Below are 26,570 nucleotides of genomic sequence, written 5' to 3'. Positions count from 1 at the left end.
CGAGTCCACGGGCCCATGACGCAACTGGAAACGCGCACGGAGCCGATGGTGGTCAACTTCGGGCCGCACCACCCTTCCATGCATGGGGTGTTGCGCCTGGTGGTGACCCTCGATGGTGAAGACGTGGTGGATTGCGAGCCGGTGATCGGCTACCTGCACCGCGGCATGGAGAAGATCGCCGAGAACCGCACGAGCGTGATGTTCGTGCCTTATGTGAGCCGCTGGGACTATGCGGCGGGGATGTTCAACGAGGCGATCACGGTGAACGCCCCCGAGAAGCTCGCCAGCATCCAGGTGCCGAAGCGCGCCAGCTACATCCGGGTGTTGATGCTGGAGCTGAACCGCATCGCCAACCACCTGCTATGGCTTGGCCCGTTCCTGGCGGACGTGGGCGCCCAGACGCCGTTCTTCTACATCTTCCGCGAGCGGGAGATGATCTACGACCTCTGGGAAGCGGCCACCGGCCAGCGGCTGATCAACAACAACTATTTCCGCATCGGTGGCGTTGCTGCCGATCTGCCCTATGGCTGGCTGGAGAAATGCCTCGACTTCTGCGACTGGTTCGGCCCGAAGATTGATGAATACGAGAAGCTGATCACCAACAACCCGATCTTCAAGCGCCGCATCGAGGGCCTGGGGGTGATCAGTCGTGAGATGGCGATCAACTGGAGTCTGTCCGGCCCAATGTTGCGCGCTTCCGGCGTCCCCTGGGATCTCCGCAAAGTTGACAAGTACGAGTGCTACGACGACTTCGAGTGGGACGTGGCCAGCGAGAAGGAAGGCGACTGCTATGCCCGCTACCGGGTGCGCATCGAAGAAATGCGCCAGTCGCTCAAGATCCTGCGCCAGGCCTGCAAGGCCATCCCCGGCGGCCCCACCGAGAACCTCGAAGCCCACCGCCTGAACGAAGGCAAGAAGAGTGACTGGTATGGCTTTGATTATCAGTACGTCGCCAAGAAGGTGGCCCCCACCTTCAAGATCCCCGGCGGTGAGCTCTACGCCCGGGTGGAATCAGGCAAGGGTGAACTCGGTGTGTTCATCATGGGCAATGATGATGTCACTCCGTGGCGCTGGAAGATCCGCGCAGCTGACTTCAACAACCTTCAGATCCTCCCCCACATCCTCACCGGAGCCAAGGTGGCCGACATCATGGCGATTCTCGGCTCGATCGATGTGATCATGGGCTCGGTCGACCGCTGAGCTCCTTCCTCGCCCGGCTTCGCCACGCCGGTGTTCTGCTGCCGGCGAGCCTGACCGGATACCTGTGGCTGAAGGCGGGCAATTCAGACCTGCCGGGATTCAGCTGTCCCCTGAGGGCCCTCACGGGCATCCCCTGCCCCAGCTGCTTCCTCACCCGTGCCACCTGCGCCAGCCTGCGTGGTAACTGGTCAGAAGCCATCGCCCTGCATGCGTTCGGCCCCCTGGCGGCGGCCGCCCTGGTGCTGTGGTCAGTCGAGGCCATCCGCCAGCACCGGCTGGTTCCCCGCGGCCTGAAGGGCTGGCAGGTCGCCACGACCACGGCGGCCTTGCTGACGTACTGGGGCCTGCGTCTGCTCCTCCACTACGGACTCGGCATCACCGCCTTCCCCTCTGGATGACCCAACGGTGCAAGCATGGCGGCATGCCCTCCTCCAGCTGGCTGCAGCTGCGCCGGACCGTGCGTTTCGGCGATACCGATGCCGCTGGTGTGATGCATTTTCACCAGCTTCTGCGCTGGTGCCATGAGGCCTATGAAGAGAGCCTTGAAACGTTCGGAATTCCAGCCGCGGCAATCTTTCCCACACCTCTCCGGACGGCCCCCACCCGTGACAGCATCGACTCAAGCCCGGTGCGGACAGCCCTGCCGATCGTGCACTGCCAGGCCGATTTCAAGGCCCCTCTGGTGTGTGGCGACCAACTGACGATCACCCTCAGCCCCCAGCGGCTCGATGCCGGATGTTTTGAAGTGGGCTACAGCTTCAGGCGTCGGGAAGTGGCCAGCGGCCCTGCGGGCCTCGCCCTGACACGCCATGTGGCCATCGACCCGGTCAGCCGCCGCCGCTGCGATCTGCCCAAGGCGATCGGCAGCTGGCTGGAGGCATCGGCTGAAGCGATGCCCTGACGGCAGCGATCAAACTGGAGCACTTGGCGTCCGAAGCGAGGCGCGCTCAAAAGGTTGAAAGTGGCTGATCGGCTCGCCCAAAAAGCGGCAGACGTCAGGGAGCGGAACGATCTCCGAGAGGATCCAATCAGAGGGTCGGTGCCCGACGGGAGACGGCCCAGAGCAAGGCAGCCAGCTGCAGGGGAAGAAGGCTGGCCAGAAGGGTGAGGGGGTGAAAGCCATCTTCCACAGCCACCCCCGCCAGGGAGAAGCTCACCATGGCCGCCAGGCCGATCAGCAGGGTCAGGCCGAGGCGACCGGAGAGTCCGGGAGCGCGCAGGTTCAGGACTCCAGCTCCAGCCCGGGGTGGCGTGAGGCCGCGGCCAGTCATCAGAACCACTCCTTCTTGGCGTCGATGTACGTGGCCTTGAACTCCTCGGGGGTCTTGGTGAGGTAGATGATTCCCTCCACCAGGCCGATCACCCCCATCACGAATCCCCCAAGGCCACAGGTGACCAGGGTGATCACCAGCATGATCACGCCCGGGGTGGTGTAGCCGAGCACGAACTTGTGGATCCCGAACGCACCGAGGAAGATCGCCAGCAGCCCCGCGGCCAGTTTCTTGTTGGAGAGTTCCGGGTCAGCAGACGAGGTCATCCAGTGGGCGCGACTGACCAGCTCTAGCCGACTTCTGCGGCAGCGTCATCGGCTCGGGGGCCTCCGTCACAGGACTGATGCAGCCACTGGCGCCAGCGCCTCCGCTCCCACTTGCCCAGGGCGTTGGGGGCCAGATCAGGGCAGGCCAGCCAGTGCTGAGGCCGCTGGGCGGGAGGAAGCCGCTGAGCCAGGCTGCGGCAACGGGCGATCAGCCCGTCGACAGATCCGATCGCAGGCCCGTCGGCCCCATCGGCCTCGGCATGGCGCACCAGCGCCAGCAGGCGCTGACCCCAGAGGGGATCAGGGCTGGCGATCAGCAGGAGATGCGCCAGGGGCAGGTCCTCCGCCCTGGCCCAGCCCAGCAGGCGAGCCTCCACCTGCTCGGGGAACACCGTTTCGCCGCCGCTGCTGATCGCCCCATCCAGCCGCCCGAGGATCTCCAGGCCAGCGGGACCGAGGCGGGCCCCATCGCCACTGCGCCACCAGCCCCCTCCACGCTCCAGGGGCTCGAGCTGGCCGGCCTGAAAGCTCCCCGGGCTCAGACGCGGTGTCCGCACCATCAACGCCCCGCCTGGATCGATCCGCAGCTCCACATCGGCAAGCGCCTGACCGGAACCTGACGCCCCCGCAAGGAAGCGATCGGGAGACAAGGCCGTCACCATCGCGGCGGTTTCCGTGGCGCCGTAACAGGGCGCCAGAGGGATCTCAGCGGCCCGGGCCCGCTCGGCCAAGCTGGCGGAGAGGGCACCGCCACCGATCCACACCAGTGCGCAGCGCCGCAGCCAGGCGCAGCCTTCCGGCACAGCCAGCAGCCGCTCCAGCTGGGTCGGCACCAGGGAGAGCAGCGCCCGGCTGGCGGCGGGGAGGGGAATCGTCGCCGCCAGCTCACTGGGCTTACGCATCAGCTCCGGAGGCAACCAACGCCAGGGCGTCCCCCAGAGCCGGCTTCTCACCAGGGGCAACAGGCCACTGACGTGATGCAGGGGGAGGGGATCGAGCTGAAGGGTCGCTGACGGATCAAGCCCGATCGATTGCAGCCACAGGCCGGTGGCGGCAGCCGAGGCCTCCAGATGGGCAAGGGGCTGCAGGCACCAGCGGCGGCCTCCGGCACTGCCGCCGCTGCCCACCACCACCGAGGGCACCCCCGTGGCTGATCCAGCCACAGCCTCGCTGAGCAGCTCCTGCTCCTGAGCCGAGCAGAGGCCCACCAGGCGACCCTCACGCCAGGCCTGCTCGAGCTGAGCCACCAGCCGATCAGCCGGGACGGCACTGGTGAGCAGCAAGGGGGAGGGCATCGGCACGCTCCCAGGCCTATCCCTGACGGCTGCGGCGAGCGGTGATCCCCGCCTCCGCGGCCGTGACGCCGGCCAGAAGCAGCAGTCCGAGCAGACCGACCAACTGCTGCCGGGGGTCCGGCTGCGCGCCTAGATCGGCCCCATCCGTTTGGCCCAGCACCAGCCCGAGCCCGAACCAGCCGGTGCTCAGGGCCGAGGTGATCCAGTAGGCCCGCCAGCGCCGTTGGTAGATGTAGCCAGTGCCGAGGCCGGGGACGAGGTTGAGGACCACGGCCACCCAGGGAGCCGAGGCCGCCAGGGTGTCCTGCTTGCTGAGACTCATCGTGGGGGGGGAACGGTTGATCCCGACTCTGGCGGCTCTGCCCGGCTCTCTGCGGCCGCGGCCCAGACCCGCTCAGGGTCGTGACTGGCCAGATCACCGCTGGGGCCCCAGCCCGGGGCCAGGCCCGGCGCCGCGGGAGTGGGTCCCAGAATCTGCAGGGCCGCCAGGTGATGCAGCCAGCGTCTGCCGATGCCCGTTTCGAAGCCGGTGCTGAGCATCAGCCGGGGCACCCCTCCCCGCAGTTGCGCCAGCAGGGGTCGGGGGTCTCCCTCCTGGGACGGCCGTCGCACCTGCCAGCCGCGCCAGCTCCGTCCCCGAACCGGATCCTGCACCAGCGACTCGTCAAGGGCCACAGGCACGGCCGGCGGACCAGCGGCCAGGGCGAGGAGACCGGCGTGATCGGCGGGATCCAGCGGTTGCTCGAGCCATGCCAGCCGGGGATCCCCGGCCAGCCGTGCCGCCCAGGCTGCGGCTGTGCCGCGTCCCCAGCCCCCATTGGCATCCAGCCGAAGCCGAGCTCCTGGCGGCAAGCGCTCCAGCAGCTGCTCCAGCAGCTGGCGCTCCTGGAGGTCGTCGCTGACCGCCACCTTCCATTTCAGCGTGAGGGGACCACCTCCATCCTGCCCTTGCCAGCTGAGGGGGTGATCGCCCAGGGTCCGCTCCAGGGCCATCAGCGCCGCAGGCCCTGCCGGCAGCAACTGCGCAGAGGCCGGCGGCGGCAACCACCCCCCGACGGCGCCCCCCACCACCCCCTGAATTTCGCCGAGGGCGGCCCCAAGCGCGAAGGCCAGGGTCGCCGGCAGGGATGGAAGGCAAGCCTCCAGTTCGGGGTGCTCGATCTCGGGCCCCAAAGCGCTGATGGCCTCGGCCAGCCGAGCCAGCTCACGCCCGGAAGCCTCGGGTTCAGCCGCCAAGGGGAGCGGGGACGCCTCCCCCCAGCCCTGATCGGCCCATGCCCCGGAGGCTCCATCTCGCCGGCTCTGCAGCTCGAGCCGCAGCAGCCAGCCCCGCTTGCGGCGCAGCCTGCCCTGGGCGGTGACCAGGGGAGCGGCGAGAGCCAGATCGAAGGGCTGCCAGTGCAGGCCGAGCCTCACCGAAAAGGCACCCAGGGGGCAATCGCCAGCCCCAGGGCCAGCCCCAGGCCGTTGAGAGCCTGAAAGCGCAGGGCCAGGAACTTGCTGCCGACAATCCGATCGGGTGGGTCGTGGTGCTCCCGCAGCAGCTGGATCAGGGCCCGGGCCGGCGGCAGGCCCACCAACCCCAGCAGGGCGGTGAGGGGCCAGCTTCCCAGCAGCACCGGGGCCCACTGCAGAGCCAGGGCCATGGCGATGAACCAGGGCACCAGGGCCGCCGCGGAGGCGGTGCCCAGCTTCACCACCGGGGATCGCTTGCCGTGGCTGGCATCCTGTTCCACCTGATGGAAGTGGGAGCAGAACAGGACCAGGGTGGTGGCCACCGCCGGTCCACTGCCGAGCAGCAGGGCCGTCTTCCAGGGAATGGGGCCGGCCAGGGCGCTGGCTGCGCTGGGCGCCAGCGCCAGCAGAGCGGCGGCGGTGGCCAGAGGCCCGAAGGCCAGCCAGCAGAGCGGTTCACCGAGGCCGCGGTAACCCAGCCGCAGGGGGGGACCCTGGTAGGCGTAGCCCAGGCCGCAGCACCCCACCACCAGCCCCAGCACCAGAGGGGTGCTCCTTGCCGCCACCAGGGCGAACAACCCCAGCCCCAGCACCAGGCAGCCATTGGCGAGCTGGGCCACCCGGTCGCGGCGGCCCGTGAGGTTCACCAGCGAATGGGGTTTTCCGAGCCGATCCACCCCTGTGTCGGCATCGAAGACGTCGTTGGACAGGTTCTCCCAGCCCAGCAGCAGCACGGCCGCCAGCAGGAAGGCCAGCAGCTGATCCAGGCGTGGGGGCTCCCCCTGGCCGGCCCACCAGCCGGCGGCCAGCAGCACCGGCATCACCGCCACCGAATACATCGGCCATTTGATCGCCGCCTTCCAGAGGCGGCGGCGGGCTGGGTCGCCGGCGGAGTCCCCGCCGGCGTAACGGCTTGCGACGACCTGGGGGTCGGACATGGGCTGCGGGGACGGCGGACCTGGAAGCACCCATACATTTGAGCAGCTTCCCTGGCCCCTGCCGCTGTCGTCCTGGTGCAGGTCGTTCCCTCCTTCACCGATCTGCTCGCCGCCGCTGCCCAGGGGGCGCGGCAGCTGGAGGAGGAGGGTGTGCTCAGCCTGGCCCTGCCGCTGCCCTGCCGCGATCCCCTGGCGCTGCTCCCCCACCTCGACGACGGGGAACGCTTCCGCTTTCTCTGGGATGGGGCGCCCGGACTCTGCCTGGCGGCCAGCGGCACCACCCACCGCCTGGACTTGAGCGGGCCGAGGCGCTTCGAGCTGGCCCGGCGCTTCAGCACCATGAGCCTCAGCCGACTGGGGCAACAGCCCCAGTCTGTCCCGGCCCTGGCCAGGCCACGGGTGCTGTTGGCCTTCTCCTTTTTCGACAGCCCCCTTCAGGAAGCCAGCGGCGCTGTCCCGGGCGTGCAGGCTGTGCTTCCCCGCTGGCAGCTGAGTCGCCAGGGGCGCCACTGCTGGCTGCGGCTGCAGCGCTGCCTGGGAGGAGACGTCACCCCCCGGGGGGTGGCCGAGGAGCTCTGGGAACGCGCCCAGATCCTCAGCCGTCTGCCGGCCTGCAGGCAGGAAGCACCCAGCGGAGCCAGTGGGGTGGGCATCACCAACCGCTCCTGCTGGGAAGCCGATTACCGCGAAGCGGTGCGCCAGGCCCTTGGCCTGGTGGAAGCCGGAGCCCTGCGCAAACTGGTGGTGGCCGTGCGCCAGCAGGTGGGGCTGGATCAGCCGCTCGACCCCCTGGAGCTGCTGGCACGCCTGCGACGGCACCAGCCGGGCAGCTGTCGCTTCCTCTGGCAACAGCGCCCCGACGACGCCCTGATCGGTGCCTCCCCCGAGCGTCTGCTGGCGGTGCGCCAGGGACAGCTGCGCTGCGATGCCCTGGCCGGCACGGCCCCCCTCGGGCAACCGGCCGGGCGCCTCACCCAGTCGACCAAGGATCGCCATGAGCACGAACTGGTGGTGGAGGCGATCACCCAGGTGCTGGCGGAAGCGGGGCTGAGTCCCCGGCGCCCCCGCCATCCCCGGCTGGCCCGCCACGGGAGGCTGGTGCATCTGCACACTCCGATCACAGCCGCCCTGGCGGAGCATCAGCCCCTGGCCCTGGCGGAGGCCCTGCACCCCACCCCGGCCGTGGCCGGGCTGCCACGGCGGGAGGCGATGGCCTGGTTGCGCAGCCTCGAACCCTTCGAGCGGGGTCACTACGCCGCCCCGATCGGCTGGATCGACAGTGCCGGCGACGCCGAGTTGCGGGTGGCGATTCGCAGCGGCCGCCTGCACGGCAACCAGCTGGAGCTCACCGCCGGGGCAGGGCTGGTGCGGGGTTCCGAGCCGGAGCGGGAGCTCCAGGAAGTGGCCCTGAAACTGGGGGTGCTGCAGCAGCAGCTCAACCTCAGCACCTTCCGGTCATCCCGCAACAGCCAGGCCGCCGGCCAACCAGCGGCGATCGAACCCACCCTGCACTGATCGGCCATGGCGCCCTCCGTCGCCATGGCGCTGATCCTGGGCAGCCTGGTGGCCCTGGCCGTGCTGCTGCGCCGCTGGCTGGGTCGCGGGCGGCTCTATCGCATCATTTTCGAGGCCGACACTCCCGCCGGCAAAGGCTTCGACGTGGTGCTGCTGCTGGCGATCGTCGCCAGTGTTCTCTCCGTGGTGCTGGAGAGCGATCCGCGGCTGAGGGTGCGCTACATGGTCCCCTTCGGGATCCTGGAATGGGGCTTCACCCTGTTGTTCGGCCTGGAATACGTGTTGCGGCTGCTCTGCGTGGGGCAGCCGCTTCGCTATGCCACCAGCTTCTATGGCGTGGTGGATCTGGTGGCGATCCTTCCCACGTTCCTGGGACTGATCCTGCCGGGCTCCCAATCGTTCCTGGTGGTGCGGATCCTGCGGCTGCTGCGCGTCTTCAGGATTCTCAAGCTGGGGGAATACCTCAAGGAATCGGAGCTGCTCTGGCAGGCTCTGGTGGCCAGCCGGCGAAAGATCCTGGTCTTCCTGCTCACCATCATCACCCTGGTGATTGTGATCGGGGCCCTGATGTTTCTGATCGAGGGTGAAGCGGGTGGCTTCGTGAGCATTCCCGTGGGGATCTACTGGGCCGTGGTCACGATCACCACGGTGGGCTATGGCGATGTGGCACCAGTGACTCCTCTGGGACGGTTCGTGGCCTCCGCCGTGATGCTGCTGGGCTACAGCATCATCGCTGTGCCCACCGGCATCCTCAGTGTCGGCCTGCGGGACGCCCATCGTCAGCGGCGTCAGTCGGGCCGTGTCTGCCGTCGCTGCGATTGCACGGACCACGACAGCGATGCGCGCTTCTGCAAATCCTGCGGGGCGGGACTCTGATCCTGCTCAACGCCGACCCTTGGAGCCTCAGCTCGCCAGCAGTGCCTCGATGGTCAGATCCGCCAGGGGGACGCCGCCCAGCCGCTCGATCTCGCGCACGCCCGTGGGGCTGGTGACATTGATCTCGCTGAGGCGATCGCCGATCACGTCGATGCCCACGAAGAACAGCCCGGCGGCCCGCAGGGCCGGGGCAAGCTCGGCGCAGATGCGGCGCTCGGGATCGGTGAGGGCGGTGGCCTCCGGCTCCCCCCCCACCGCCAGATTGCTGCGGAACTCTCCTGGCGAGGGGCGGCGGTTCACGGCGCCGAGCGGTTCGCCGTTCACCAGCAGGATGCGCTTGTCGCCCGCCACCACCTGGGGCAGAAAAGCCTGGGCCATCACCGGCAACTGTCCCTGGTTCGTGACCAGCTCCAGCAGGGCCCGCAATCCCGGCGCTCGCGCTTCGGTGCGTACCACCCCCTGCCCCGCTCGCCCACCCAGAGGCTTGAGCACCACCTCGCCGTACTCGGCGGTGAAGGCCGAAAGCTGCTCGATGTTGCCGCTCACGAGGGTGGGCGCCATCAGATGGCTGAAGCGCAAGGCCCCCAGCTTCTCGTTCCAGGCCCGCAGGGAGGCCGGCCGGTTGAGCACACGCACCCCCCGGGGCTCCGCCAGCTCCAGCAGATGGGTGGCATAGAGGTAGGCCTCATCCACGGGCGGATCCTTGCGCATCCACACCCAGGGGAAAACCTCGAGGGGCACCCGCTGGGGTTCGCCCAGTTCCACCCAGGGCTCGGGGATCTCCCAACCTTCCGCCGTGGGGCGGATCTCCGCCAGACGGGCGGGCTGGGTCAGAACCGTGGGACGCTGGCCCGGTTCGGTGGCGTCGGCTCTCTCGCCTTCCACCGCCAGGTCGGCCAGGGAGCAGATCCAGACCTGATGGCCGGCCCGCTGGGCCGCCTGCATCAGAGCCACGCTCGAATCCTTCCCGGGGCGCAGACGCTGGATCGGGTCAAGAACGAAGAGGTGGGAACGGCTGGTGGCGTCCGCGCTGGTCGGCACCCTCAGGCCCCTTGCAGCAGCGGATCGAGCCGGCCGGACCGCTCGAGCGCATGGAGTTCATCGCAGCCGCCGATCCCCAGATCGTCGATGAAGATCTGGGGCAGGCTGGAGCGGCCTTCGGCCCGCTGGGCCATGGCAGCGCGTGCCGCCTGATCGCCATCGATCACATATTCCTTATAGGCCACGCCCTTGCGATCCAGCAGAGCCTTGGCCCGGATGCAGAAGGGGCAGAACCGCCACGTGTAGATCTCGACCTTCGCCGCATTGTTCACCAAAATCACCCAGGTGCATGGCCGTGGCGGGATCCTAGAAGCCTCTGCGGGAGCCCAGCCCCGCTGATACGGTCGTGAAAACCGTTGAGCTGCAGCCGGTGCTCGATCTCACCGATTTCAAACGCGACCTCTCCGAGCTCACCGACCGCCTGGGCCATGCCCAGGACTGTCTTTGACGTACCGGCCCTGAACGCCCGCCAGCAGGACCTCGAGCAGCTGGCCTCCCAGCCCGGCTTCTGGGACGACCAGCAGCAGGCCCAGAAACTGATGCGCCAGCTCGATGAGGTGAAGGCACAGCTGGAGCAGCTGCAGCGGTGGCAAACAGCCGTCGACGATGCCCGCGCCACCCTGGAGCTGTACGACCTGGAGCCTGACGAGGAGCTGCTGGGCGAAGCCAATGGCGGCCTACAGACCCTGAAGGGGGATCTCGACCGCTGGGAGCTGGAGCGGCTGCTGAGCGGCCCCTACGACAAGGAGGGTGCGGTGATCTCGATCAACGCCGGCGCCGGCGGCACCGACGCCCAGGACTGGGCCCTGATGCTGATGCGCATGTACACCCGCTGGGCCGAGGACCACGGCATGGCGGTGAGCGTGGACGAACTCTCGGAAGGGGAGGAAGCAGGCATCAAGAGCTGCACGATCGAGATCGACGGCCGCTATGCCTACGGCTACCTGCGCAACGAGAAGGGCACCCACCGGTTGGTGCGCATCTCCCCCTTCAACGCCAACGACAAGCGCCAGACCAGCTTCGCCGGCGTGGAGGTGATGCCCAAGATCGAGGAGGAGGTGAAGCTCGACATCCCCGACAAGGATCTGGAGATCACCACCTCCCGTTCAGGGGGCGCCGGCGGCCAGAACGTGAACAAGGTGGAAACCGCGGTGCGCATCCTGCACATCCCCACCGGCCTGTTCGTGCGCTGCACCCAGGAGCGGTCCCAGCTGCAGAACAAGGAGAAGGCGATGGCCCTGCTGATGGCCAAGCTGCTGGTGATCGCCCAGGAACAGCGGGCGGCCGAGATCGCCGACATCCGCGGCGACATCGTGGAGGCGGCCTGGGGCAACCAGATCCGCAACTACGTGTTCCACCCTTATCAGATGGTGAAAGACCTGCGCACAGCGGAGGAAACCACCGATGTGCAGGGGGTGATGGACGGCGACCTCGATCCCTTCATTCAGGCCCTGCTGCGCCAGGGTGTGGAGATCGCCGCCGATGTGGCCGCCTGAGCCCTGACGATCCCCTGATGACTGACAGCAGCCTCCCTGAGAGCAACCAACCCGAGGCGGTCCTGCCGGAAGCCGCCGACATGGAGCCAGCGCCGGCGACCAGCCCACCGCCCAGCTTCGTGAAGCTGGCCATGCGCAACATGGTGCGCAAGGGCCGCCAGAGCCTGCTCCACTTCGGCCTGACCGCGGTGGGTTTCAGCGCCGTTCTGCTGCTGCTGGCCTGGTTCGGCCGCCCCAGCCTGCCCCAGTGACGGAGGTCCGCCCTGGCCTCGACCTGGCTTTCAGCTGCGACCCTGGGCTGAGCACCCGGCTGCTGCAGGCGGCAGGGCCCCTGGCCGACCCCATCATGGCAGAGCAGCATTGGCACGATCAGCTCGGCGCCTGGCTGGAGCAGATGCAGGCCGAGTTGCCGGCGGCCCTGCGGGCGTCTGTCTACAGCCTGGGGCTGAGCCTGGTGGGTGACGGGGAGATGGCCGAACTCAACGCTGGCTGGCGGGGCCAGCCAGGCCCCACCGATGTGCTGGCCTTCGCCGCCCAGGATGAAGCCCTGGAGGGGGCAGCGGCGATGCCGATGCCCGCGGTCCCGGAGACCGGACAGCCGCAGCCCCTGGAGCTGGGCGACATCGTGATTTCCCTGGAAACGGCCGCCCGGCAGGCCGAGGCGGCGCGCCAGGGCCTGACCCGGGAGCTCTGCTGGCTGGCGTGCCACGGCCTGCTCCACCTGCTGGGCTGGGATCACCCCGACGACCCAAGCCTGGAGGCCATGCTGCGCCGTCAGGACCAGCTGCTGGGCCGCTGCTCCGGTCGCGACGGCGGCGACCCCCCTGGACGACAGCGGTAACGTTCAGCCGAGAAGCACGCAGCAGCGGAACCCAAGGAGGCGGCAGCATGGCCAATCCGGTCCCCCTCGAACCGGTTCCCCTTGTGCTGGCGGATCCCATGAGCAGCGACTCTCCCCGCAGGGGGCGGACCCAAAGGACCGGGGCATGGCGGGTGGCCAGTGACCTGCCCCTGAGCTTTCGCTATGCGGCCCAGGGGCTGGCCTATGGCTTCGCCAGCCAGCGCAACTTCCGCATCCATGCGATCACCGGGGCCTGCGTCTTTGCCCTGGGGGTGTGGCTGCAGCTGAGCACGGAGCAGCTGGCCCTGCTGGTGCTCACCGTGGCCGCCGTGCTGGTGCTGGAATTGATCAACACGGCGATCGAGTCGGTGGTGGACCTGGCGATCGGCCGCCGTTTCCACCCCTTGGCGCGCATCGCCAAGGACTGCGCGGCAGCGGCCGTGCTGGTGGCCGCCCTGGCCTCGCTGCTGATCGCCCTGCTGCTGTTGCTGCCCCCCCTGCTGCTGCGCCTGGGCGTTTGAATGGAGGCCTGGCGGCTGGCCTGATGCTCCTGGTTCTCGACAACTACGACAGCTTCACCTTCAACCTGGTTCAGTACCTCGGCGAGCTGGCGGCAGACCACCCGATCGCCGCCGACCTGCGGGTGGTTCGCAACGACGCCCTGAACGTGGACCAGATCAGAGCCCTGCAACCGGCCGCGATCCTGATCTCGCCAGGCCCCGGTGACCCCGATCAGGCGGGCGTGTGCCTGGAGGTGCTGCGGGAGCTGGGGCCGACCGTGCCGACCCTGGGGGTCTGCCTGGGCCACCAGTGCCTGGCCCAGGTGTTCGGGGGTCGGGTGGTGCGGGCGGCGGAGCTGATGCACGGCAAGACATCACCGGTGCTGCATGCAGGCCAGGGGGTCTTCGCGGGCCTGCCCAGCCCGCTCACGGCCACCCGCTATCACAGCCTGATCGCGGAGCGCGCCAGCCTGCCCGATGTGCTCGAGATCAGTGCCTGGCTGGAGGACGGCACGATCATGGGCCTGCGCCACCGCCAGTTCCCCCTGGAGGGAGTCCAGTTCCATCCGGAGAGCGTGCTCACCCAGGACGGGCACCGACTGCTGGCCAACTTCCTGGTGCAGGCAGCCCAGCACCCACCGGCCAACGCCAGACCGCTCACCGGAACCCCTTCCTGAAAGCAGCCGGAGCATCGCTGCTAGGTTCGCGCCACAATCGGCGCCTGCGGGGCGCACCACCAGGCATGGCCTCCGCATCAGGGCAACGGCACCACGGAGCCTCCCCCAACGGGAACAGGTCCCTGAGCCATCTGGCTTCGGCCCTGGGGGCGGCGGCTCTGGTGTCCGGCGTGAGCCTCGGAGTTCCTGGCGCCGGCCAGGCTGCCGGGGGCGTCACAGTCACCAGCTTTGGCCACAGCGCCCTGCTGATCAGGGGTGGTGGCGCCACTGTGCTGGTCAACCCCTTCAAGGCCGTGGGTTGCGCTGCCGGCCTGGCTGAGCCCCGGGTGCGCGCCGATGTGATCCTGGCCAGCAGCCGGCTGCTGGATGAGGGCGCCCCCGTGGCCTCCGGCCGGATGCTGGTCACCCCCGGCTCCTACCGGGTGGCGGGCCTGAAGCTGGAGGGGGCAGCCATCCCCCACGACCGCATCGGCGGACGGCGCTTCGGCCAGGCCACCCTCTGGCGCTGGAAGCAGGGGGGGCTCGAGATCGCCCACCTGGGCGGCACGGCTTCGGCTTTGCGCCCCGAAGACCGGGTGCTGATCGGCAAGCCCGATGTGCTGATCATCGGTGTGGGCGGCGGCGCCAAGGTCTACGACGGCGCCGAGGCGGCAGCGGTGGTGAGGGAGCTCGAACCCCGGCGGGTGATTCCAGTGCAATACGTGAGTGGAAGCGCACCCAGCGGCTGTGACCAGGGCAACATCGAGCCCTTCCTCGAAGCGATGAGCGGCACGCCGGTGCAACGGGTGGGACGCACGGTCAGCTTCGGTTCCCCACTGAACGATGGCCCCCTGATCAAGGTGATGCGCTGAGGCCCTTCAGCGGCGTTTCTCGATTCGGCGATACTCCTGCCAGAAGCGGTCCATCTGCTCGCGGGTGCCCAGGCTCACCCGCAGGGCCCCATCGATCAGGGGCTTGCCGGACATGGAGCGCACCAGGATGCCCGCCTGGCGCAGCTCAGCCTCCACGGCCGCCGCCGAACGGGAGGGCCATACCAGCAGGTAATTGCCACCAGCCGCGTGGTGGCGCACACCGGCGGCCTGAAGTTGCTCCAGCAGCCAGTCGCGGGCCAGCAGCACCTCAGCCACATAGGCCTCCACATAGGCCTGATCCGCCAGGGCGGCGCGGGCGGCCGTCACCGCAAAGCTGTTGATGTCGTAAGGGCCGGTGACGCGGCCCACCCGGTCCACCAGGGCCGGAGCGCCGATCGCGAAGCCGATGCGCAGACCTGCCAGGCCTGCGGTCTTGGCCAGGGAGCGCAGCACCAGCAGGTTCGGGTGGGCCGCGAACGGGTCGACGGCAGCCTCTGGTCCGGCCACCGCTGAGCTCAGCAACGGAGGTATCACGCTATCGCCGGTGAAGGCCTCATACAACTCATCCACCACCACCAGGGTGCGGGGCGCGGCGGCCACCAGCTCCAGGATCCGCTCCGGAGCCAGGCGGGTGCCGGTGGGGTTGTTGGGGTTGCAGAGCAGCAGGAGGCGCGGAGGGTGCCAGTCGCCGCTGGGTTCACCGGCAGCAGCGGGACCGAGCAGCGCCGCGCGGATCTCCTCGAGGGGAAAGCTGTAGTCGGGCAACCGGTAGGGGATCGCCTCGATCGTCATGCCCTGCATGCGGGCGCAGGGGCTGTAGTAGCCGAAGGTGGGGCTGGTGGTGAGCAATCGGTCGCCCGGGGCGCCATAGGAGTGGAACACCGCATGCAGGGCGGCATCGACACCGTTGAACAGGCCGATGTGGGCCGGGCTCAGGCCCATTCCCCCCAGCGAGGCCACCACCGCCTCACGCAGACCGTCGTATTCGGGATAGATGGCGTAGTGATCGGCGGGGATGGCACGGACCGCCTCCACCACCAGCGGGCTGGGGCCCACGGTGTTCTCGTTGAAATCCAGCCGCAGGAGACCCCGGCGTCCCTCCAGGGGGGCGCTGTAGGCCACCAGGCCTTCCACTTCGGGGCGGGCCAGGGGAGCCGCCGCCCACTCCGGCAACCGGGCTTCGCTCACATCCGCTCCAGCGTCGGAATCCCCAGCAGGCCCAGACCCAGGCGCAGGGTGTCGGCGCTGAGACGGCAGAGGGCCAGACGTGAGCCCCGGGCCGGTTCATCAGCCTTGAGCACCGGCACCTGGTCGTAGAAGCGGTTGAACGCCTGGGAGAGCTCGAACAGGTAAGAGCAGAGCCGGTTGGGCAGCAATTCCTCCTCCACCTCGGCAATCACCGTATCCAGCGCCAGCAGCTGACGCGCCAGGGCCCATTCCTGGGGTTCACTGAACACAAGGGGATCAGGGAAAACCCCAGCTTCATCCCCTTCACCGGCACCCACGCCACCCCTGCGGGCGATGCCTGCGATCCGCACCAGGGCGTAAAGCAGATAGGGGGCCGTGTTGCCGCTCAGGGCGAGCATGCGATCAAAACTGAACTGGTAGTTGGTGATCCGGTTGGTGCTCAGATCGGCGTACTTCACGGCGGCGATGCCCACGGTGGACGACACCAGCTGGATGAACGCCTCCTCCTCCTGGCGCTCCTCCTCCGCCAGACGGCGGCGCAGATCGACTTCGGAGCGCTCCACCGCCTCATCCAGCAAATCTTTGAGCCGCACTGTGTCGCCGGAGCGGGTCTTGAGCTTCTTGCCGTCGTCCCCCTGCACCAGACCGAAGGGCACATGCTCCAGCCGCCCTCCCGCGGGCACCCAGCCGGCACGGCGCGCCACCTGAAACACAGCGGCGAAGTGGCTGGCCTGGCCTGCATCGGTCACGTAGATCAACCGGCGGGCACCATCCCCCTCTGGCGGCCCCGCAAAGCGGTACCGCAGGGCCGCCAGATCAGTGGTGGCGTAGTTGAAGCCGCCGTCGCTCTTGCGCACGATCAGCGGCAGCGGCTTGCCGTCCTTGCCGCTCACCCCCTCAAGGAACACACAGCCGGCGCCGGCATCGCTGACCAGCAGCCCACAGGCCTCCAGATCGGCCACCACCGACTCCAGATAGGGGTTGTAGAACGACTCGCCCCGCTCGCTCAGGCGGATGTCGAGGCGGTCATAGATCTGCTGGAATTCACGCCGCGACTGCTCACACAGCAGTTGCCAGGCTCGGCGAGTCACCGGATCGCCGCTCTGCAGCTTCACCACCTCCTCGCGGGAGGTGGCCTGGAAGGCTTCATCGGCATCGAAGCGTGCCTTGGCCTGGCGGTAGAAGGCCACCAGATCGCCCAGATCCACCGCATCGGCGGTGGTGAGCGCCTCAGGAGCCACCTGTTTGAGGTGGGTGATCAGCATGCCGAACTGGGTGCCCCAATCGCCCACATGGTTGAGACGCAGCACCGGATGGCCGCGGAACTCCAGCACCCGCGCCAGGGCGTCGCCAATGATGGTGGAGCGCAGGTGCCCCACATGCATCTCCTTGGCGATGTTGGGGCTGGAGAAATCGATGACCGTCGGGGTCAGGGTCGTCACCGGCGGCACCCCCAGGCGTGCATCTCCCAGACGGGAGCGCAGCTCCTCCGCCAGCCGCCGGGGCCGCAGGGTGAGGTTGATGAAGCCTGGGCCGGCGATCTGGGCGGGTTCGCAGAGCGCCGTGAAGGCCGGATCGGCGGCCAGCTGATCCACGATCGCACCGGCAATGGCCCGGGGGGGCTGCTTCAGGCGACGGGCCAGGGAGAGGGCACCATTGGCCTGGAAATCTCCGAACTCCGGCTGGCTGGCCGGCGCCAGCTGGGGATCAAGCGGGGCACCGGCCTCAAACGCAGCGGCCACCTCCTGTGGAAAGGCCCGCTCCAGGGCCGCGCGCAGCTGGGCGTCGAGGGCGTGGGCGATGCGAAGCATGGGTGGCGGGTGCGGCCGGCGTGCCGCGGGGAGGGGACAGGTTCAGCTCCGATCATCCCCCGTGGGGGTCGGCGCTCAGCCGCTGGGTCCGCTCTGGGGACTCAGCCCCAGCTCCCGCTCCATGCCCGCGAGCACCACGTCGGCCACCAGCTGGATGCGGTAGCGGCAGGCCTGGGTGACGCTGCAATCGAAGCTGCCGTGCTCCCAGTACTTGTTGCTGGCGGCACCGCCACCGCAGAGGCCGAAGTAGGCGCAGTCGTGGCGGCAGAGATCCACGCCGGAGGCGATCCCACGCCACACCTTCTGGAACTTGTCGGTGTCCATCGACGCTTCCAGGCTGCCCTGCAGCACGTTGCCGAAGATGAAATCGCCGTAGTCGGCAGTAGCCACCGCCAGCAATTCCGGATCGAAGCTGGAGAAGTTGCCCCGTGCATCCACGTTGACGATCGCGAAGGGGGTGTTCATGTCGGTGCTCTCCATCCGGCCCTCGCCACAGGCCAGGCTGGTGATGCCATCGAACTCGCGCAGGTGCAGCCGGCCGGGCTCAGCGCGGGTCCGCTGCCAGAAACGCTCCAGAAACGCAGTGTAGCGGCGCTCGCCATCGGGACGCTCGAGGGTGGAGCGAAGATTTTCCCCCTCGGTTTCCTCCATGTTGAAGGCCACGTCGGCGATGCCGGCACCGGTGAAGAAGTCGTAGAGGGCGTCGGCCTGATCAAGGGCGTCGGCGGTGAGCACGCAGATCACCTGGAAGGGGATGCCGCGGCGCTGCAGGGCGGCAATGCCGCGCATCACGGCCCCATGGGTGGGCAGGCCCGTGCGGGTGCGGCGATGGGCGTCGTGCAGGGATGCCGGTCCATCCATGCTCACGCCCACGTGGATGCCGTTGCGCTCGAAGCAGTCGCACCAGGCGTCGTCGATCACCACCGCATTGGTCTGCAGCGACTGCACGATCGTGGACGGAGGCAGTTCGTGACGCTCCAGGGCCAGACGGATCCGCTTGGAGGCCTCGTCGTAGAAGGCGATCGGCATGGTGAGCGGCTCGCCCGCATGCCAGAGGAGGGTGAAGCCGCCCTCCAGGAACGGACTCTCCAGCACCCGCTCCAGGGCCGCGTCCAGGATCTCCAGTGGCAGCCGGGCGCGGTCGTCGCGGCTGGGCAGATAGCAGTAGTCGCAGTCGAGGTTGCAGAAGGGGGTGGGCTGCACCACCAGCAGCCGCAGCGGGCCGGCCTTGGCCGTGGCGGGCTCGCGGGTCACCAGTAATTACGCCAGCCGCCGTTGCGGAAACCGCCATTACGGAAGCCACCGTTGCGGAATCCACCGTTGAAGAAGCCGCCGTTGCGGAATCCACCGTTGTAGAAGCCACCGTTGCGGAATCCACCATTCCCCCAACCGACCCTTGGCCCGTTGAGAAACACCCGCGCCAGCCTGCCGTCAGCACTGGCCCCATCCCCCCCGACTTCCGCGTCGTCGTGTTCCCGAATGGCGGCAGCGATGCGGCGCAGGCGCCCCTCGATGGCATCGGACTGGCGAGGCTGATCACCGGCTGAGGTTGCTGAGCCCGAAGCCGCAAGGGCTCGGGCCACCCCAGGATCAAGGGGCAAGGAGGCAGCCAACAAAAGGATGCCGAAAAGCCTGGAGCGGGTGAAGAAGGCCATCGGAGCAGGGGTGGAAGCGGGGTATGGAGAGACAACGACGCGCCGGCGTGGGCTGCCTCAAGGCATCAGGGAGCCGTAGGCCTGATGGGGGGCGCCCCCGCCTGGGCTGGCAGCGGGCGCAGGGCCTCCACCCCGAGCAGCACCGCCTCGAAATAGTTGCGGATCTGCTCAGGGGAGCGGTTGAGGGCACTGCCGGGTCCCACCCAGCGATCGATGGCGGTCACCGCCTCGGACTGGCCGTCGAGGTATCCCTGCAGCAAGCGTGCGATCGCCAGGTTCACCAGGTTGCGGAAGGCGGAGTCGTTCTCTGGCACCAGGCAGGCCACGGCATAGCGCTCGTAGGGCTCAGAGGGGGTCTGAACCAGAGCTGTGCCCTTCCCGCCGGCGCCCAGGCCGGCCAGGAGAGTGCTGTCACCGATCACCCCATCCACCGAGCCAGCGCGAAGGGCCTCCACAGCCTGGGAGAGATCCCTGAAACCCACGGGCCGGGCGGCCGGCTGGATGCCCCGCAGTTCCGTTTCCGCCAGGGAGTTGGCGACAACACCGATGCGCTGACCCGCCAGCGCCTGGGGCGATCCATCCAGACGGCCGGCAGGCGCCAGCAGCCGCAGACCGGAAAGACCGAACGGCAGTGAATAGTCGAGCGTGATGTCCCGCTCCCAGGTGAAGGGCACGCCACAGGCCAGATCTGCCTGGCCAGCGACGAGACGCTGGCCCAGTTCGGCCGGGTCAGCCACCGCATCGAAGCGGAGCCGCACCGGCCGGCCCACGGCCATGGCCAGCTCGGCTGCAATCCTCTTGGCCACCTCCATCCCATAGCCCACCGGCTGCCCCTGGTCGTCGAGGGAGAGCATCGGTGCCTGATCTGGATCTCCCACCAGCACCAGTTCACCACTGCGGGCAACCCGATCAATGACACCGTCCGCACGAGCGCCGGCAGCTGGCAGCAGCCCCGCCAGCAGGGCCACCCCTCCTGGCAGCAGCCAGCGAGCAAAGCGGGAACGAAACAGGCTCAGCACGGGAGCTTGCCAGGCAGACCAGCTTCAATCTGGCCACGGCGAGTGGATTTGACCAGTGCCCTGGTTGACGGGGGCACCCGGCAGAAGCCCACGCCACTAGGAGAGGCCCTGAGCGAGGCCAGTGCAGCACAGGGATCAGGGCAGGCGACAGGCTGCATTGGAGCGGTCACCCGTTCAAGCGTATAGAATGGTTTCAAATGCGAGGGTGAAGAATTCGTGACGCAACAACTCCAACAAAGAAATCAACATCCTCCCGATCAATCCACAACTGAGCAGTCATTGCAGACCAATACATCTAAAGAAACTACCCCACAGGACTCGCCCGACGCAGCTCCGTTCAAGATCGGCGAGAGCAAATTTGTTCTTGTTTACCACAGATCTCCATACGAAGAAAAGATCGACGCCGACGGCAATCGCCAGTGGGTGGACCAGAAAAGCCCGAATGGGGTCATTCCAACCCTGCGCAATCTCTTTCAGGAGGAACGATCCGGCACATGGATCTCCTGGCGTGAAGATGCCAGCGCTTTCCACACCCCCGACGAACGGCTGAGCCTCACTTCCCCCAGTCCCTTCACTCTGCGGCGGCTTCCCCTCACGCCGGAGCAGATCTCCAGCTTCTACCACGTCACCTCCAAGGAATCGTTCTGGCCGATCCTGCACAGCTTCCCAGGACTGTTCAGCGTCGACAATTCAGACTGGGCCACCTTCGAGGAGGTGAACCGTTCCTTTGCCCGTGCCGCCTGCGAAGAAGCGGCCCATGGCGCCACCATCTGGATCCACGATTACAACCTCTGGCTCACCCCAGCCCTGATTCGCAAGCACCGAAAGGACGTCCGGATCGCTTTCTTTCATCACACGCCCTTCCCCTCGAGTGATGTCTTCAGCATCCTTCCATGGCGGGATGAAATCCTCGACAGCCTGCTCAGCTGTGACCTGGTGGGTTTCCACATTCCCCGCTACGCCAACAACTTCGCCCGCAGCGCCATCAATCTGCGCGGGGTCAAAGGCGGCGATCCAGTGCCCGTGGCCAAGAAGTTCCGCCTCCATGGCAGCGCACTCTCTGAACCCACCGAGGTGCCCTGGCTCGATCACCCGGACCGCCGGGTTCACATCCAGGCCTCCCCGGTCGGCACCTCCCCTGAGCTGATCCGTGAACTGGTTCATACTCCGGCGGTGCAGGCCATGGCCAGCCAGATCGCGGAGCAGCACGAGGGGCGCAAGTTGATTCTCTCGGCCTCCAGGGTCGATTACACCAAGGGCAATGAGGAAATGCTGCTGGCCTACGAGCGTCTGCTCGAGCAGCAGCCCCGCTGGCAGGGTGGCGTGGAACTGTTTCTCGGTTGCGTTGCTGCCGCCAGCGGCATGCGCATCTACGAAGACATCCAGCGTTCGGTGGAAGAGATCGTGGGGCGCATCAATGGCCGCTTCGGACGCATCGACTGGACGCCGGTTCGCCTCTCCACCCGCCGCACCTCCTACGAGGAGCTGATGGGCTGGTTCAGCCAGGCCGATGTCTGCTGGATCACCCCGCTTCGGGACGGCCTCAACCTGGTGGCCAAGGAATACGTGGCAGCCCGCCAGGGCCTGGGCGGCGTGCTGGTGCTCTCCGAATTCACCGGTGCCTCCGTCGAACTCGAAGACGCGGTTCTCACCAATCCCTATTCCCATCGCAGCATGGATGAGGCCATCAGCGCCGCCCTGGACATGCCCCAGGAGGAGCAGGTGCGCCGGATGGCCTCGATGACCCTGGCCGTGGATGAATTCACGGTGCAGCACTGGGCGGAGCAGCAACTGGGCACCCTCCGGGCTCTTTGAGCCCTCACCAGGGGCTTCAGCCATTGGCAGACCATCCTGACCAGGCCTAGACCCGAAACGAAGCCCAGCCGTGGCCACCGATGTCGATCGAGACGGAGCACTGGTGGAGAGGCTGCGTGATCTATCAGCTGATGCCGCGCACGTTCGCGGATGCCAACGGCGATGGAGTCGGTGATCTGGAGGGAATCACCAGACGCCTCCCCTACCTGCAATGGCTGGGGGTGGATGCGATCTGGCTGACGCCCATCTACCCCTCTCCCCTGAGGGACGGTGGCTACGACATCACCGATTTCACGGCCATCCATCCCGATCTGGGCAGCATGGACGACCTGGCACGGCTGCTGGAGGAGGCCCACGGCCAAGGCATCAGGGTTCTGCTCGACCTGGTGCTCAACCACACCAGCGTGCTCCATCCCTGGTTTCAGCGGGCCCGTTGGTCACCCACCGGGAGCAGCGAGCGTGACTTCTACGTGTGGCGCGACGACGACAGCGGCTACCCCGAGGCCCAGGTGCTGTTCCGCCACTTCGAGAGCTCCAACTGGCAGTGGGATTCGGTGGCCGGCCAGTACTACCTGCACCGCTTCCTGCATCACCAGCCCGACCTCAACTACGACAATCCCGCGGTTCAGCAAGCAATGCTGGAGGTGGTCGATTTCTGGGTCGACCGTGGCGTCGACGGCTTTCGCCTGGATGCGGTGCCGTTCCTGCATGAACGGGAGGGCACCCGCTGTGAGGGATTGCCCGAAACCCATGCCTTCCTGAAGCGGCTGCGCGCCCGGGTGGATGCCTCCGGACGCGACCTGCTCCTGATCGCCGAGGCCATTCAGCCGGTGAAGGAGTCGGCACCCTATCTGGCAGACGACGAACTGCACGCCGCCTTTGATTTCGCCCTCACCGCACACCTCTTCGCCGCCGTGGCCCAGGGACGCTGCGACAAGCTTCAGGAGTGTCTGCAGCACGCCCAGGAGATGGTGCCCGGCAGCCGCTGGGCCCTGCCACTGCGCAACCACGACGAACTCTGGCTCGGCGACGGCCACCTGGTGGAAGACGCGGTGGTTCAGGCGGTGATGACCGGTTTCCCCGAGGCCAGGGAGCACTGGTTGAACTGGGGCGTCAACCGCCGCCTGGCCCCCCTGCTCAACGGCGACCCCCGGCCGAACACCCTGTTGCACGGATTGCTGTACAGCCTGCCCGGCATTCCCTGCCTCTACTACGGGGACGAGCTGGGAATGGGCGACTGGCCGGGCCTGCGGGACCGGGATGCCAACCGCACCCCGATGGCCTGGACCCGCGAACGCAACGGCGGCTTCTCCACCGCCCCCGACCCCCTGCTGGTGCTGCCGCCGATCACCTCCCCCGGTTACGACTACCGGGTCGTGAATGTGGAGGTGCAACAGCAGCTGTCGGGCTCCCTGCTGAACTGGCACCACCGCATGCTCACCTGTCGGCGGTTGCTGCCTGCCCTGCGCCAGGGCAGCTTCGAGTTGCTCCAGAGCGCCCATCCCAGCGTGCTCTGCTATGCCCGCCGCAGCGAAGGCATGACCGTGGTGGTGGCGGCAAACCTGGCGGCCACGGGAGCCTCAAGCCGTCTCGACCTGGGCCAGTGGCATGGCAGCCGCATGCGCGACACCCTCTGGGGCTGCGAGTTTCCCCCCGCCAGCGACGCCTGGTTCGTTTACCTGCAGGCCTACGGATTCTTCTGGTGGCTGGTGGGCGAGGACCTCAGTGAGGACAACTCCTGATCCAGCAGGGCCTCCACCAGCGGCCGCAAACGCTCGGCTTCGGCCTGATCCACGAATGCCAGGCGGCAACGCCGGGCCAGCAGATCATCGGCCGTCCGGGCCCACTCGTGGCGCACCGCATGGCGCACCTCCGCGGCAGTCAGCGGGATCACCGGGCTGAGGGGTTCGAGCTCTTGCGGGCCGGCGGCACAGGCCAGCACCGCCTCCGTTTCCAGGCCGTGGCCCGTCAGCAGGTGCTCCAGCAACGCCGTCTCCCCGCAGGGCAGGCGCTGGGGCAGCTCGGCCCGCAGTCGGCTGAGGCCGGCCACAGTGGCCGCGCCACTGGCGGCCGCCCCATGGATCGGCACGGCAGCGGCCTGCTCCGAGGGAACTGGCAGGGGCACCCCCAGCTGCTGAGCCACGGCCTGGAGCCCGTCGAAGGCCATCGGGCGGCAGGTGGTCCACTTGCCGCCCATCACGCTGATCAGACCGCAGGGGAGTGTCTCCACCCGGTGCTCACGCACCACGGTGGCCGTCCCGCCACTGGCGGACTCCTCCTCCCCCGTGGGCAGGAGCAGGGGGCGACCACCGGCCCAGCGGCTGCTCACCAGCGGTTCCCCATGGCCCGGGAACCAGCGGCGCACATGGTCAAGCAGGTAATGCTCCTCGGCCTCGCTGGGACGCTCGGCCTCGGCGGAGCCACAGGGGGTGTCCGTGGTGCCCACCAGGGTGCGGCCATAAAACGGCAGCACGAACAGCACCCGGCCGTCGTCGGTGGAGGGGATCAGCAACCCCGTCCCCCCGGGGCAGAGGTCGGCGGCCAGCACCAGGTGCACCCCGCGGCTCACCTGCAGGGAGGGCGGCAGGTCGGGCTGGGCCAACTGACGGATCCGATCGGCCCCGATCCCCGTGGCATTGAGCACCACCCGGGCCTCCAGCCGGCGCCGCTGGCCTGTGGCCTGGTCGTGAAGCACGGCGCCGCTGAGCCGATCACCCTGGCGCAGCAGCTCCACCACTTCCGTTCGCGTGAAGACCTCGGCCCCCAGGTGGGCGGCGGTCCGCACCATCAGCAGGTTCAGTCGCGCGTCATCGAACTGGCCATCGCCATAGGCCACACCGACGTGGCCGGCGGACAGTTCCGGCAGCAGCTCCTGGACCGCCTGGCGGCCCAGCCAGCGGCTGGAGCCGATGCCGGCCCGCCCCGCCAACCGGTCGTAGACCGCCAGTCCGAGGCCGTAGTAGGCCTGCTGAAGCAGACCATCACTGGGGAGCAACAACTCCAGCCGCCGCGCCAGGAACGGCACGGCCTCCAGCCAGTGGCCCCGCTCAGCGAGGGCTTCGCGCACCAGCTGGAGCTGACGCCAGTCGAGCCGACGGAAGGCCAGCTCCAGGTAGCGAACCCCTCCATGCAGGAGCTTGGTGCTGCGGCTGCTGGTGCCGATGGCGATGTCGCCAGCCTCCACCAGGACCACGCTCAGCCCCCGCCGTGCCGCTTCCATGGCAATGCTGGCGCCGGTGGCGCCGGCGCCGATCACCAGCAGATCCACGCTCATCAATCAGTTCGACTCAGCTGCGCCCACACTGGCGGTCTGAGGATGCCAGTGCAGGCTGCGCTCCACCGCCGAGTGCCATCGGGCCCGCCAACGCTGCCGCGACGGCCCGTCGATTCGAGGCGAGAAACGCTGGGGTGCCGGCTCATCAGCCAGCCGCGACCAGCTGGAGAGATCGGGCAGCACACCCGCCTGGACACCCGCCAGCAGAGCCACCCCGCGGCTGGTGCTCTCCAGATCGGCACGACGCAGCACCGGCAACCCCGTGGCATCGGCCTGAGCCTGCAGCAGGAGGTCAGCGGCCGCAGCGCCTCCATCGGCCGCCAGTTCCAGCAGGGGCTGGCCGCGGGCCTCCTCCGCCAGCTCCACCAGGGTGGCCACCGCCAGGGCGATCCCCTCCAGGGCCGCCCGGGCGATCTGGGCCGGCCCGCTGTCGCGCGTGAGACCGATCAGCAGGCCCCGGGCCGTGGGGTCCCAGTGGGGCGTTCCCCAGCCTGTGAAGGCGGGAACCAGCATCACCCCCCCACTGCTGTCGCAGCGGGCCGCCAGCTCGTTCACCTGGTCGGAGCGCTCGATCAGCCCAAGGCCATCACGCAGCCACTGGATGGCGGTGCCGGCGTTGAACAGACTCCCCTCCAGGCAGTAAGTGGGCCGGCCGGCGGCATCACTCCAGCCCACGGTGCTCAGCAGGCCCGCGCTGGAGCGGTGAATCGTGGCCCCCGTGTTGATCACCAGGAAGGCTCCCGTGCCGTAGGTGCACTTGCCTTCACCTGCAGCCAGGCAGCCCTGCCCGAGGGTGGCCGCCTGCTGGTCCCCCAGCATGGCGGTGATCGGAACGCCCGCAAAAGGCAAGCCGTCCGCGATGGTGCCGAAGGCGCCGCAACTGGGCAGCAGCTCCGGCAACGCCGAGGGCGGCACGCCCAGGGCAGCGCTCAGGTCAGGGTCCCAGCAGAGCTTCTCCAGGTCCATCAGCAGCGTGCGGCTGGCATTGCTGCACTCGGTGGCATGGCGCCCCCCCGCACTGAGCTTCTGCAGCAACCAGCTGTCGACCGTGCCGAAGCAGAGCTGACCATCGGCCGCCGCCGCGGCCACGGCGGGCACCTCCCGCAGCAGCCAGGCGATCTTGCTGGCGCTGAAGTAGGGATCCACCAGCAATCCGGTGCGGGCCCGCAACAAGGGCTCCAGCCCGGCCCGCTTCCACTCCTCGCAAACAGCTGCGGTGCGACCGTCCTGCCACACGATCGCCGGCGCCAGCGGCTCACCGCCACCACGCCGCCAGAGCACGGTGGTTTCGCGCTGGTTGGTGATGCCGCAGGCCGCCACCGCCCGGCGCTGCTCGGGGCTCAGGGCCTGCTCGAGCTGCAGGAGGGCCTGCAGCTGGCTGTGCCAGATGGCCTCGGCCGACTGCTCCACCCAGCCATTGGCCGGGTAGTGACTCTCCAGTGGCACGGATCGGCTCAGCAACCGGCGGCCTTCCAGGTCGTGGATGGCGGCGCGGGAGCTGGTGGTGCCCTGATCGATGCTCAACAACAGGGGGGAGAGCATGGGGGAACCGCTTTTGCTTGTGCTAGCGCTGGAGGAGGCATGCC

28 protein-coding genes and 1 pseudogene are annotated in these 26,570 nt (G+C 68.3%); 14 read left to right on the top strand and 15 right to left on the bottom strand.

Features of this window, described 5'->3' with window-relative positions; genetic code table 11:
* Nucleotides 1-15: 15 nt before the first annotated feature.
* From FPZ61_RS00990 to FPZ61_RS00980, 4 genes and pseudogenes are all read left to right on the top strand, one after another.
* Nucleotides 16-1,200: an NAD(P)H-quinone oxidoreductase subunit H gene (locus FPZ61_RS00990; RefSeq protein ID WP_185464219.1), complete on the top strand. Its 1,185-nt coding sequence runs from the start codon at nt 16-18 to the stop codon at nt 1,198-1,200.
* Nucleotides 1,197-1,436: pseudogene (locus tag FPZ61_RS15840) on the top strand (DUF2752 domain-containing protein); the annotation flags it as partial. The gene FPZ61_RS00990 and the pseudogene FPZ61_RS15840, both read left to right, overlap by 4 nt.
* A gap of 3 nt (nt 1,437-1,439) precedes the next feature.
* Nucleotides 1,440-1,598: a hypothetical protein gene (locus FPZ61_RS15835; protein WP_311133976.1), complete on the top strand. Its 159-nt coding sequence runs from the start codon at nt 1,440-1,442 to the stop codon at nt 1,596-1,598.
* A gap of 23 nt (nt 1,599-1,621) precedes the next feature.
* The gene (locus FPZ61_RS00980; protein ID WP_185464403.1) at nt 1,622-2,101 is read left to right on the top strand and encodes a thioesterase family protein; all 480 of its coding nucleotides are present in this window, start codon (nt 1,622-1,624) and stop codon (nt 2,099-2,101) included.
* A gap of 127 nt (nt 2,102-2,228) precedes the next feature.
* Here FPZ61_RS00980 and FPZ61_RS00975 read toward each other — a convergent pair whose 3' ends face one another.
* The 6 genes from FPZ61_RS00975 to menA are packed head-to-tail and all read right to left on the bottom strand — an operon-like array spanning nt 2,229 to nt 6,425.
* A complete protein-coding gene (locus FPZ61_RS00975) occupies nt 2,229-2,471 on the bottom strand; it encodes a hypothetical protein (RefSeq protein ID WP_185464220.1) in 243 nt (80 codons plus the stop codon).
* Complete coding sequence (locus FPZ61_RS00970) at nt 2,471-2,737, bottom strand: TM2 domain-containing protein (protein WP_185464221.1); 267 nt, start codon at nt 2,735-2,737, stop codon at nt 2,471-2,473. The genes FPZ61_RS00975 and FPZ61_RS00970 overlap by 1 nt, the downstream gene beginning before the upstream one ends.
* A gap of 23 nt (nt 2,738-2,760) precedes the next feature.
* Nucleotides 2,761-4,032, bottom strand: a complete 1,272-nt coding sequence (locus FPZ61_RS00965) for an AMP-binding protein (RefSeq protein ID WP_185464222.1) — start codon at nt 4,030-4,032, stop codon at nt 2,761-2,763.
* A 16-nt stretch (nt 4,033-4,048) separates the two neighbouring features.
* Nucleotides 4,049-4,354, bottom strand: a complete 306-nt coding sequence (locus FPZ61_RS00960; protein WP_185464223.1) for a hypothetical protein — start codon at nt 4,352-4,354, stop codon at nt 4,049-4,051.
* A complete protein-coding gene (locus tag FPZ61_RS00955; RefSeq protein ID WP_185464224.1) occupies nt 4,351-5,448 on the bottom strand; it encodes an enolase C-terminal domain-like protein in 1,098 nt (365 codons plus the stop codon). The genes FPZ61_RS00960 and FPZ61_RS00955 overlap by 4 nt, the downstream gene beginning before the upstream one ends.
* A complete protein-coding gene (menA, locus tag FPZ61_RS00950) occupies nt 5,445-6,425 on the bottom strand; it encodes a 2-carboxy-1,4-naphthoquinone phytyltransferase (protein ID WP_185474722.1) in 981 nt (326 codons plus the stop codon). The genes FPZ61_RS00955 and menA overlap by 4 nt, the downstream gene beginning before the upstream one ends.
* 75 nt (nt 6,426-6,500) lie before the next feature.
* Between menA and FPZ61_RS00945 the strand changes: the two genes are divergently transcribed.
* Together FPZ61_RS00945 and FPZ61_RS00940 are read left to right on the top strand one after the other, a co-directional pair.
* Nucleotides 6,501-7,940, top strand: coding sequence for an isochorismate synthase MenF (locus FPZ61_RS00945; RefSeq protein WP_370593308.1), 1,440 nt, complete (start codon nt 6,501-6,503; stop codon nt 7,938-7,940).
* A gap of 6 nt (nt 7,941-7,946) precedes the next feature.
* On the top strand, nt 7,947-8,816 hold the full coding sequence (locus tag FPZ61_RS00940) for an ion transporter (RefSeq protein ID WP_185464226.1): 870 nt from the start codon (nt 7,947-7,949) through the stop codon (nt 8,814-8,816).
* A 27-nt stretch (nt 8,817-8,843) separates the two neighbouring features.
* Here FPZ61_RS00940 and gshB read toward each other — a convergent pair whose 3' ends face one another.
* Together gshB and grxC are read right to left on the bottom strand one after the other, a co-directional pair.
* On the bottom strand, nt 8,844-9,857 hold the full coding sequence (gshB, locus tag FPZ61_RS00935; RefSeq protein ID WP_185464227.1) for a glutathione synthase: 1,014 nt from the start codon (nt 9,855-9,857) through the stop codon (nt 8,844-8,846).
* Between the two features lie 2 nt (nt 9,858-9,859).
* Nucleotides 9,860-10,129, bottom strand: coding sequence for a glutaredoxin 3 (gene grxC, locus FPZ61_RS00930; RefSeq protein WP_185474721.1), 270 nt, complete (start codon nt 10,127-10,129; stop codon nt 9,860-9,862).
* A 98-nt stretch (nt 10,130-10,227) separates the two neighbouring features.
* Here grxC and prfB point away from each other — a divergent pair.
* The 6 genes from prfB (at nt 10,228) to FPZ61_RS00900 (ending at nt 14,222) form a co-directional block, all read left to right on the top strand.
* Nucleotides 10,228-11,353 (top strand): peptide chain release factor 2 gene (prfB, locus tag FPZ61_RS00925; protein WP_185464404.1). Its coding sequence is split into 2 segments (ribosomal slippage): nt 10,228-10,302 and nt 10,304-11,353, totalling 1,125 coding nucleotides; the frame shifts between segments, so codons are not numbered across the junction.
* 17 nt (nt 11,354-11,370) lie between these two features.
* Entirely contained in the window at nt 11,371-11,604 is a 234-nt protein-coding gene (locus tag FPZ61_RS00920; RefSeq protein ID WP_185464229.1) for a DUF3285 domain-containing protein, read from the top strand.
* Nucleotides 11,601-12,194, top strand: a complete 594-nt coding sequence (ybeY, locus tag FPZ61_RS00915) for an rRNA maturation RNase YbeY (protein ID WP_370593309.1) — start codon at nt 11,601-11,603, stop codon at nt 12,192-12,194. Before FPZ61_RS00920 ends, ybeY begins: the two co-directional genes overlap by 4 nt.
* A gap of 98 nt (nt 12,195-12,292) precedes the next feature.
* Nucleotides 12,293-12,715, top strand: a complete 423-nt coding sequence (locus FPZ61_RS00910; RefSeq protein ID WP_255441265.1) for a diacylglycerol kinase family protein — start codon at nt 12,293-12,295, stop codon at nt 12,713-12,715.
* Between the two features lie 23 nt (nt 12,716-12,738).
* Entirely contained in the window at nt 12,739-13,371 is a 633-nt protein-coding gene (locus FPZ61_RS00905; protein ID WP_185464231.1) for an aminodeoxychorismate/anthranilate synthase component II, read from the top strand.
* A 65-nt stretch (nt 13,372-13,436) separates the two neighbouring features.
* On the top strand, nt 13,437-14,222 hold the full coding sequence (locus FPZ61_RS00900) for an MBL fold metallo-hydrolase (RefSeq protein WP_185464232.1): 786 nt from the start codon (nt 13,437-13,439) through the stop codon (nt 14,220-14,222).
* Nucleotides 14,223-14,228: 6 nt separating this feature from the next.
* Here the strand turns inward: FPZ61_RS00900 and FPZ61_RS00895 are convergent, their stop codons facing one another.
* The 5 genes from FPZ61_RS00895 to grrP form a co-directional block, all read right to left on the bottom strand.
* Nucleotides 14,229-15,410: a histidinol-phosphate transaminase gene (locus FPZ61_RS00895; protein WP_370593310.1), complete on the bottom strand. Its 1,182-nt coding sequence runs from the start codon at nt 15,408-15,410 to the stop codon at nt 14,229-14,231.
* Nucleotides 15,407-17,221 carry an arginine--tRNA ligase gene (argS, locus tag FPZ61_RS00890; RefSeq protein ID WP_185474720.1) on the bottom strand — a complete coding sequence of 605 codons (1,815 nt, stop codon included), beginning with the start codon at nt 17,219-17,221 and terminating at the stop codon, nt 15,407-15,409. The genes FPZ61_RS00895 and argS overlap by 4 nt, the downstream gene beginning before the upstream one ends.
* Before the next feature lie 75 nt (nt 17,222-17,296).
* A complete protein-coding gene (gene grrM / locus FPZ61_RS00885; protein WP_185464234.1) occupies nt 17,297-18,475 on the bottom strand; it encodes a cyclophane-forming radical SAM/SPASM peptide maturase GrrM/OscB in 1,179 nt (392 codons plus the stop codon).
* The gene (grrA, locus tag FPZ61_RS00880) at nt 18,472-18,876 is read right to left on the bottom strand and encodes a GrrA/OscA1 family cyclophane-containing rSAM-modified RiPP (protein ID WP_185464235.1); all 405 of its coding nucleotides are present in this window, start codon (nt 18,874-18,876) and stop codon (nt 18,472-18,474) included. Before grrA ends, grrM begins: the two co-directional genes overlap by 4 nt.
* 65 nt (nt 18,877-18,941) lie before the next feature.
* On the bottom strand, nt 18,942-19,895 hold the full coding sequence (grrP, locus tag FPZ61_RS00875; RefSeq protein ID WP_370593311.1) for an extracellular substrate binding-like orphan protein GrrP: 954 nt from the start codon (nt 19,893-19,895) through the stop codon (nt 18,942-18,944).
* A gap of 342 nt (nt 19,896-20,237) precedes the next feature.
* Between grrP and ggpS the strand changes: the two genes are divergently transcribed.
* Together ggpS and FPZ61_RS00865 are read left to right on the top strand one after the other, a co-directional pair.
* Entirely contained in the window at nt 20,238-21,710 is a 1,473-nt protein-coding gene (ggpS, locus tag FPZ61_RS00870) for a glucosylglycerol-phosphate synthase (RefSeq protein WP_185464408.1), read from the top strand.
* A gap of 80 nt (nt 21,711-21,790) precedes the next feature.
* Nucleotides 21,791-23,452 carry an alpha-amylase family protein gene (locus tag FPZ61_RS00865; RefSeq protein WP_185464236.1) on the top strand — a complete coding sequence of 554 codons (1,662 nt, stop codon included), beginning with the start codon at nt 21,791-21,793 and terminating at the stop codon, nt 23,450-23,452.
* Here the strand turns inward: FPZ61_RS00865 and FPZ61_RS00860 are convergent.
* Nucleotides 23,398-24,984 (bottom strand): glycerol-3-phosphate dehydrogenase/oxidase, encoded by a 1,587-nt coding sequence (locus FPZ61_RS00860; RefSeq protein ID WP_185464237.1) that lies wholly within the window; start codon nt 24,982-24,984, stop codon nt 23,398-23,400. The genes FPZ61_RS00865 and FPZ61_RS00860 overlap by 55 nt on opposite strands.
* Before the next feature lie 3 nt (nt 24,985-24,987).
* Nucleotides 24,988-26,526 (bottom strand): glycerol kinase GlpK, encoded by a 1,539-nt coding sequence (locus tag FPZ61_RS00855; protein WP_185464238.1) that lies wholly within the window; start codon nt 26,524-26,526, stop codon nt 24,988-24,990.
* Nucleotides 26,527-26,570: the final 44 nt, after the last annotated feature.

This window comes from Synechococcus sp. BSA11S (genome assembly GCF_014224355.1).
Lineage (GTDB): Bacteria > Cyanobacteriota > Cyanobacteriia > PCC-6307 > Cyanobiaceae > Regnicoccus_A.
Note: the sequence above shows the minus strand (reverse complement) of the source record. Positions and strands in the feature narration are given on the sequence as shown.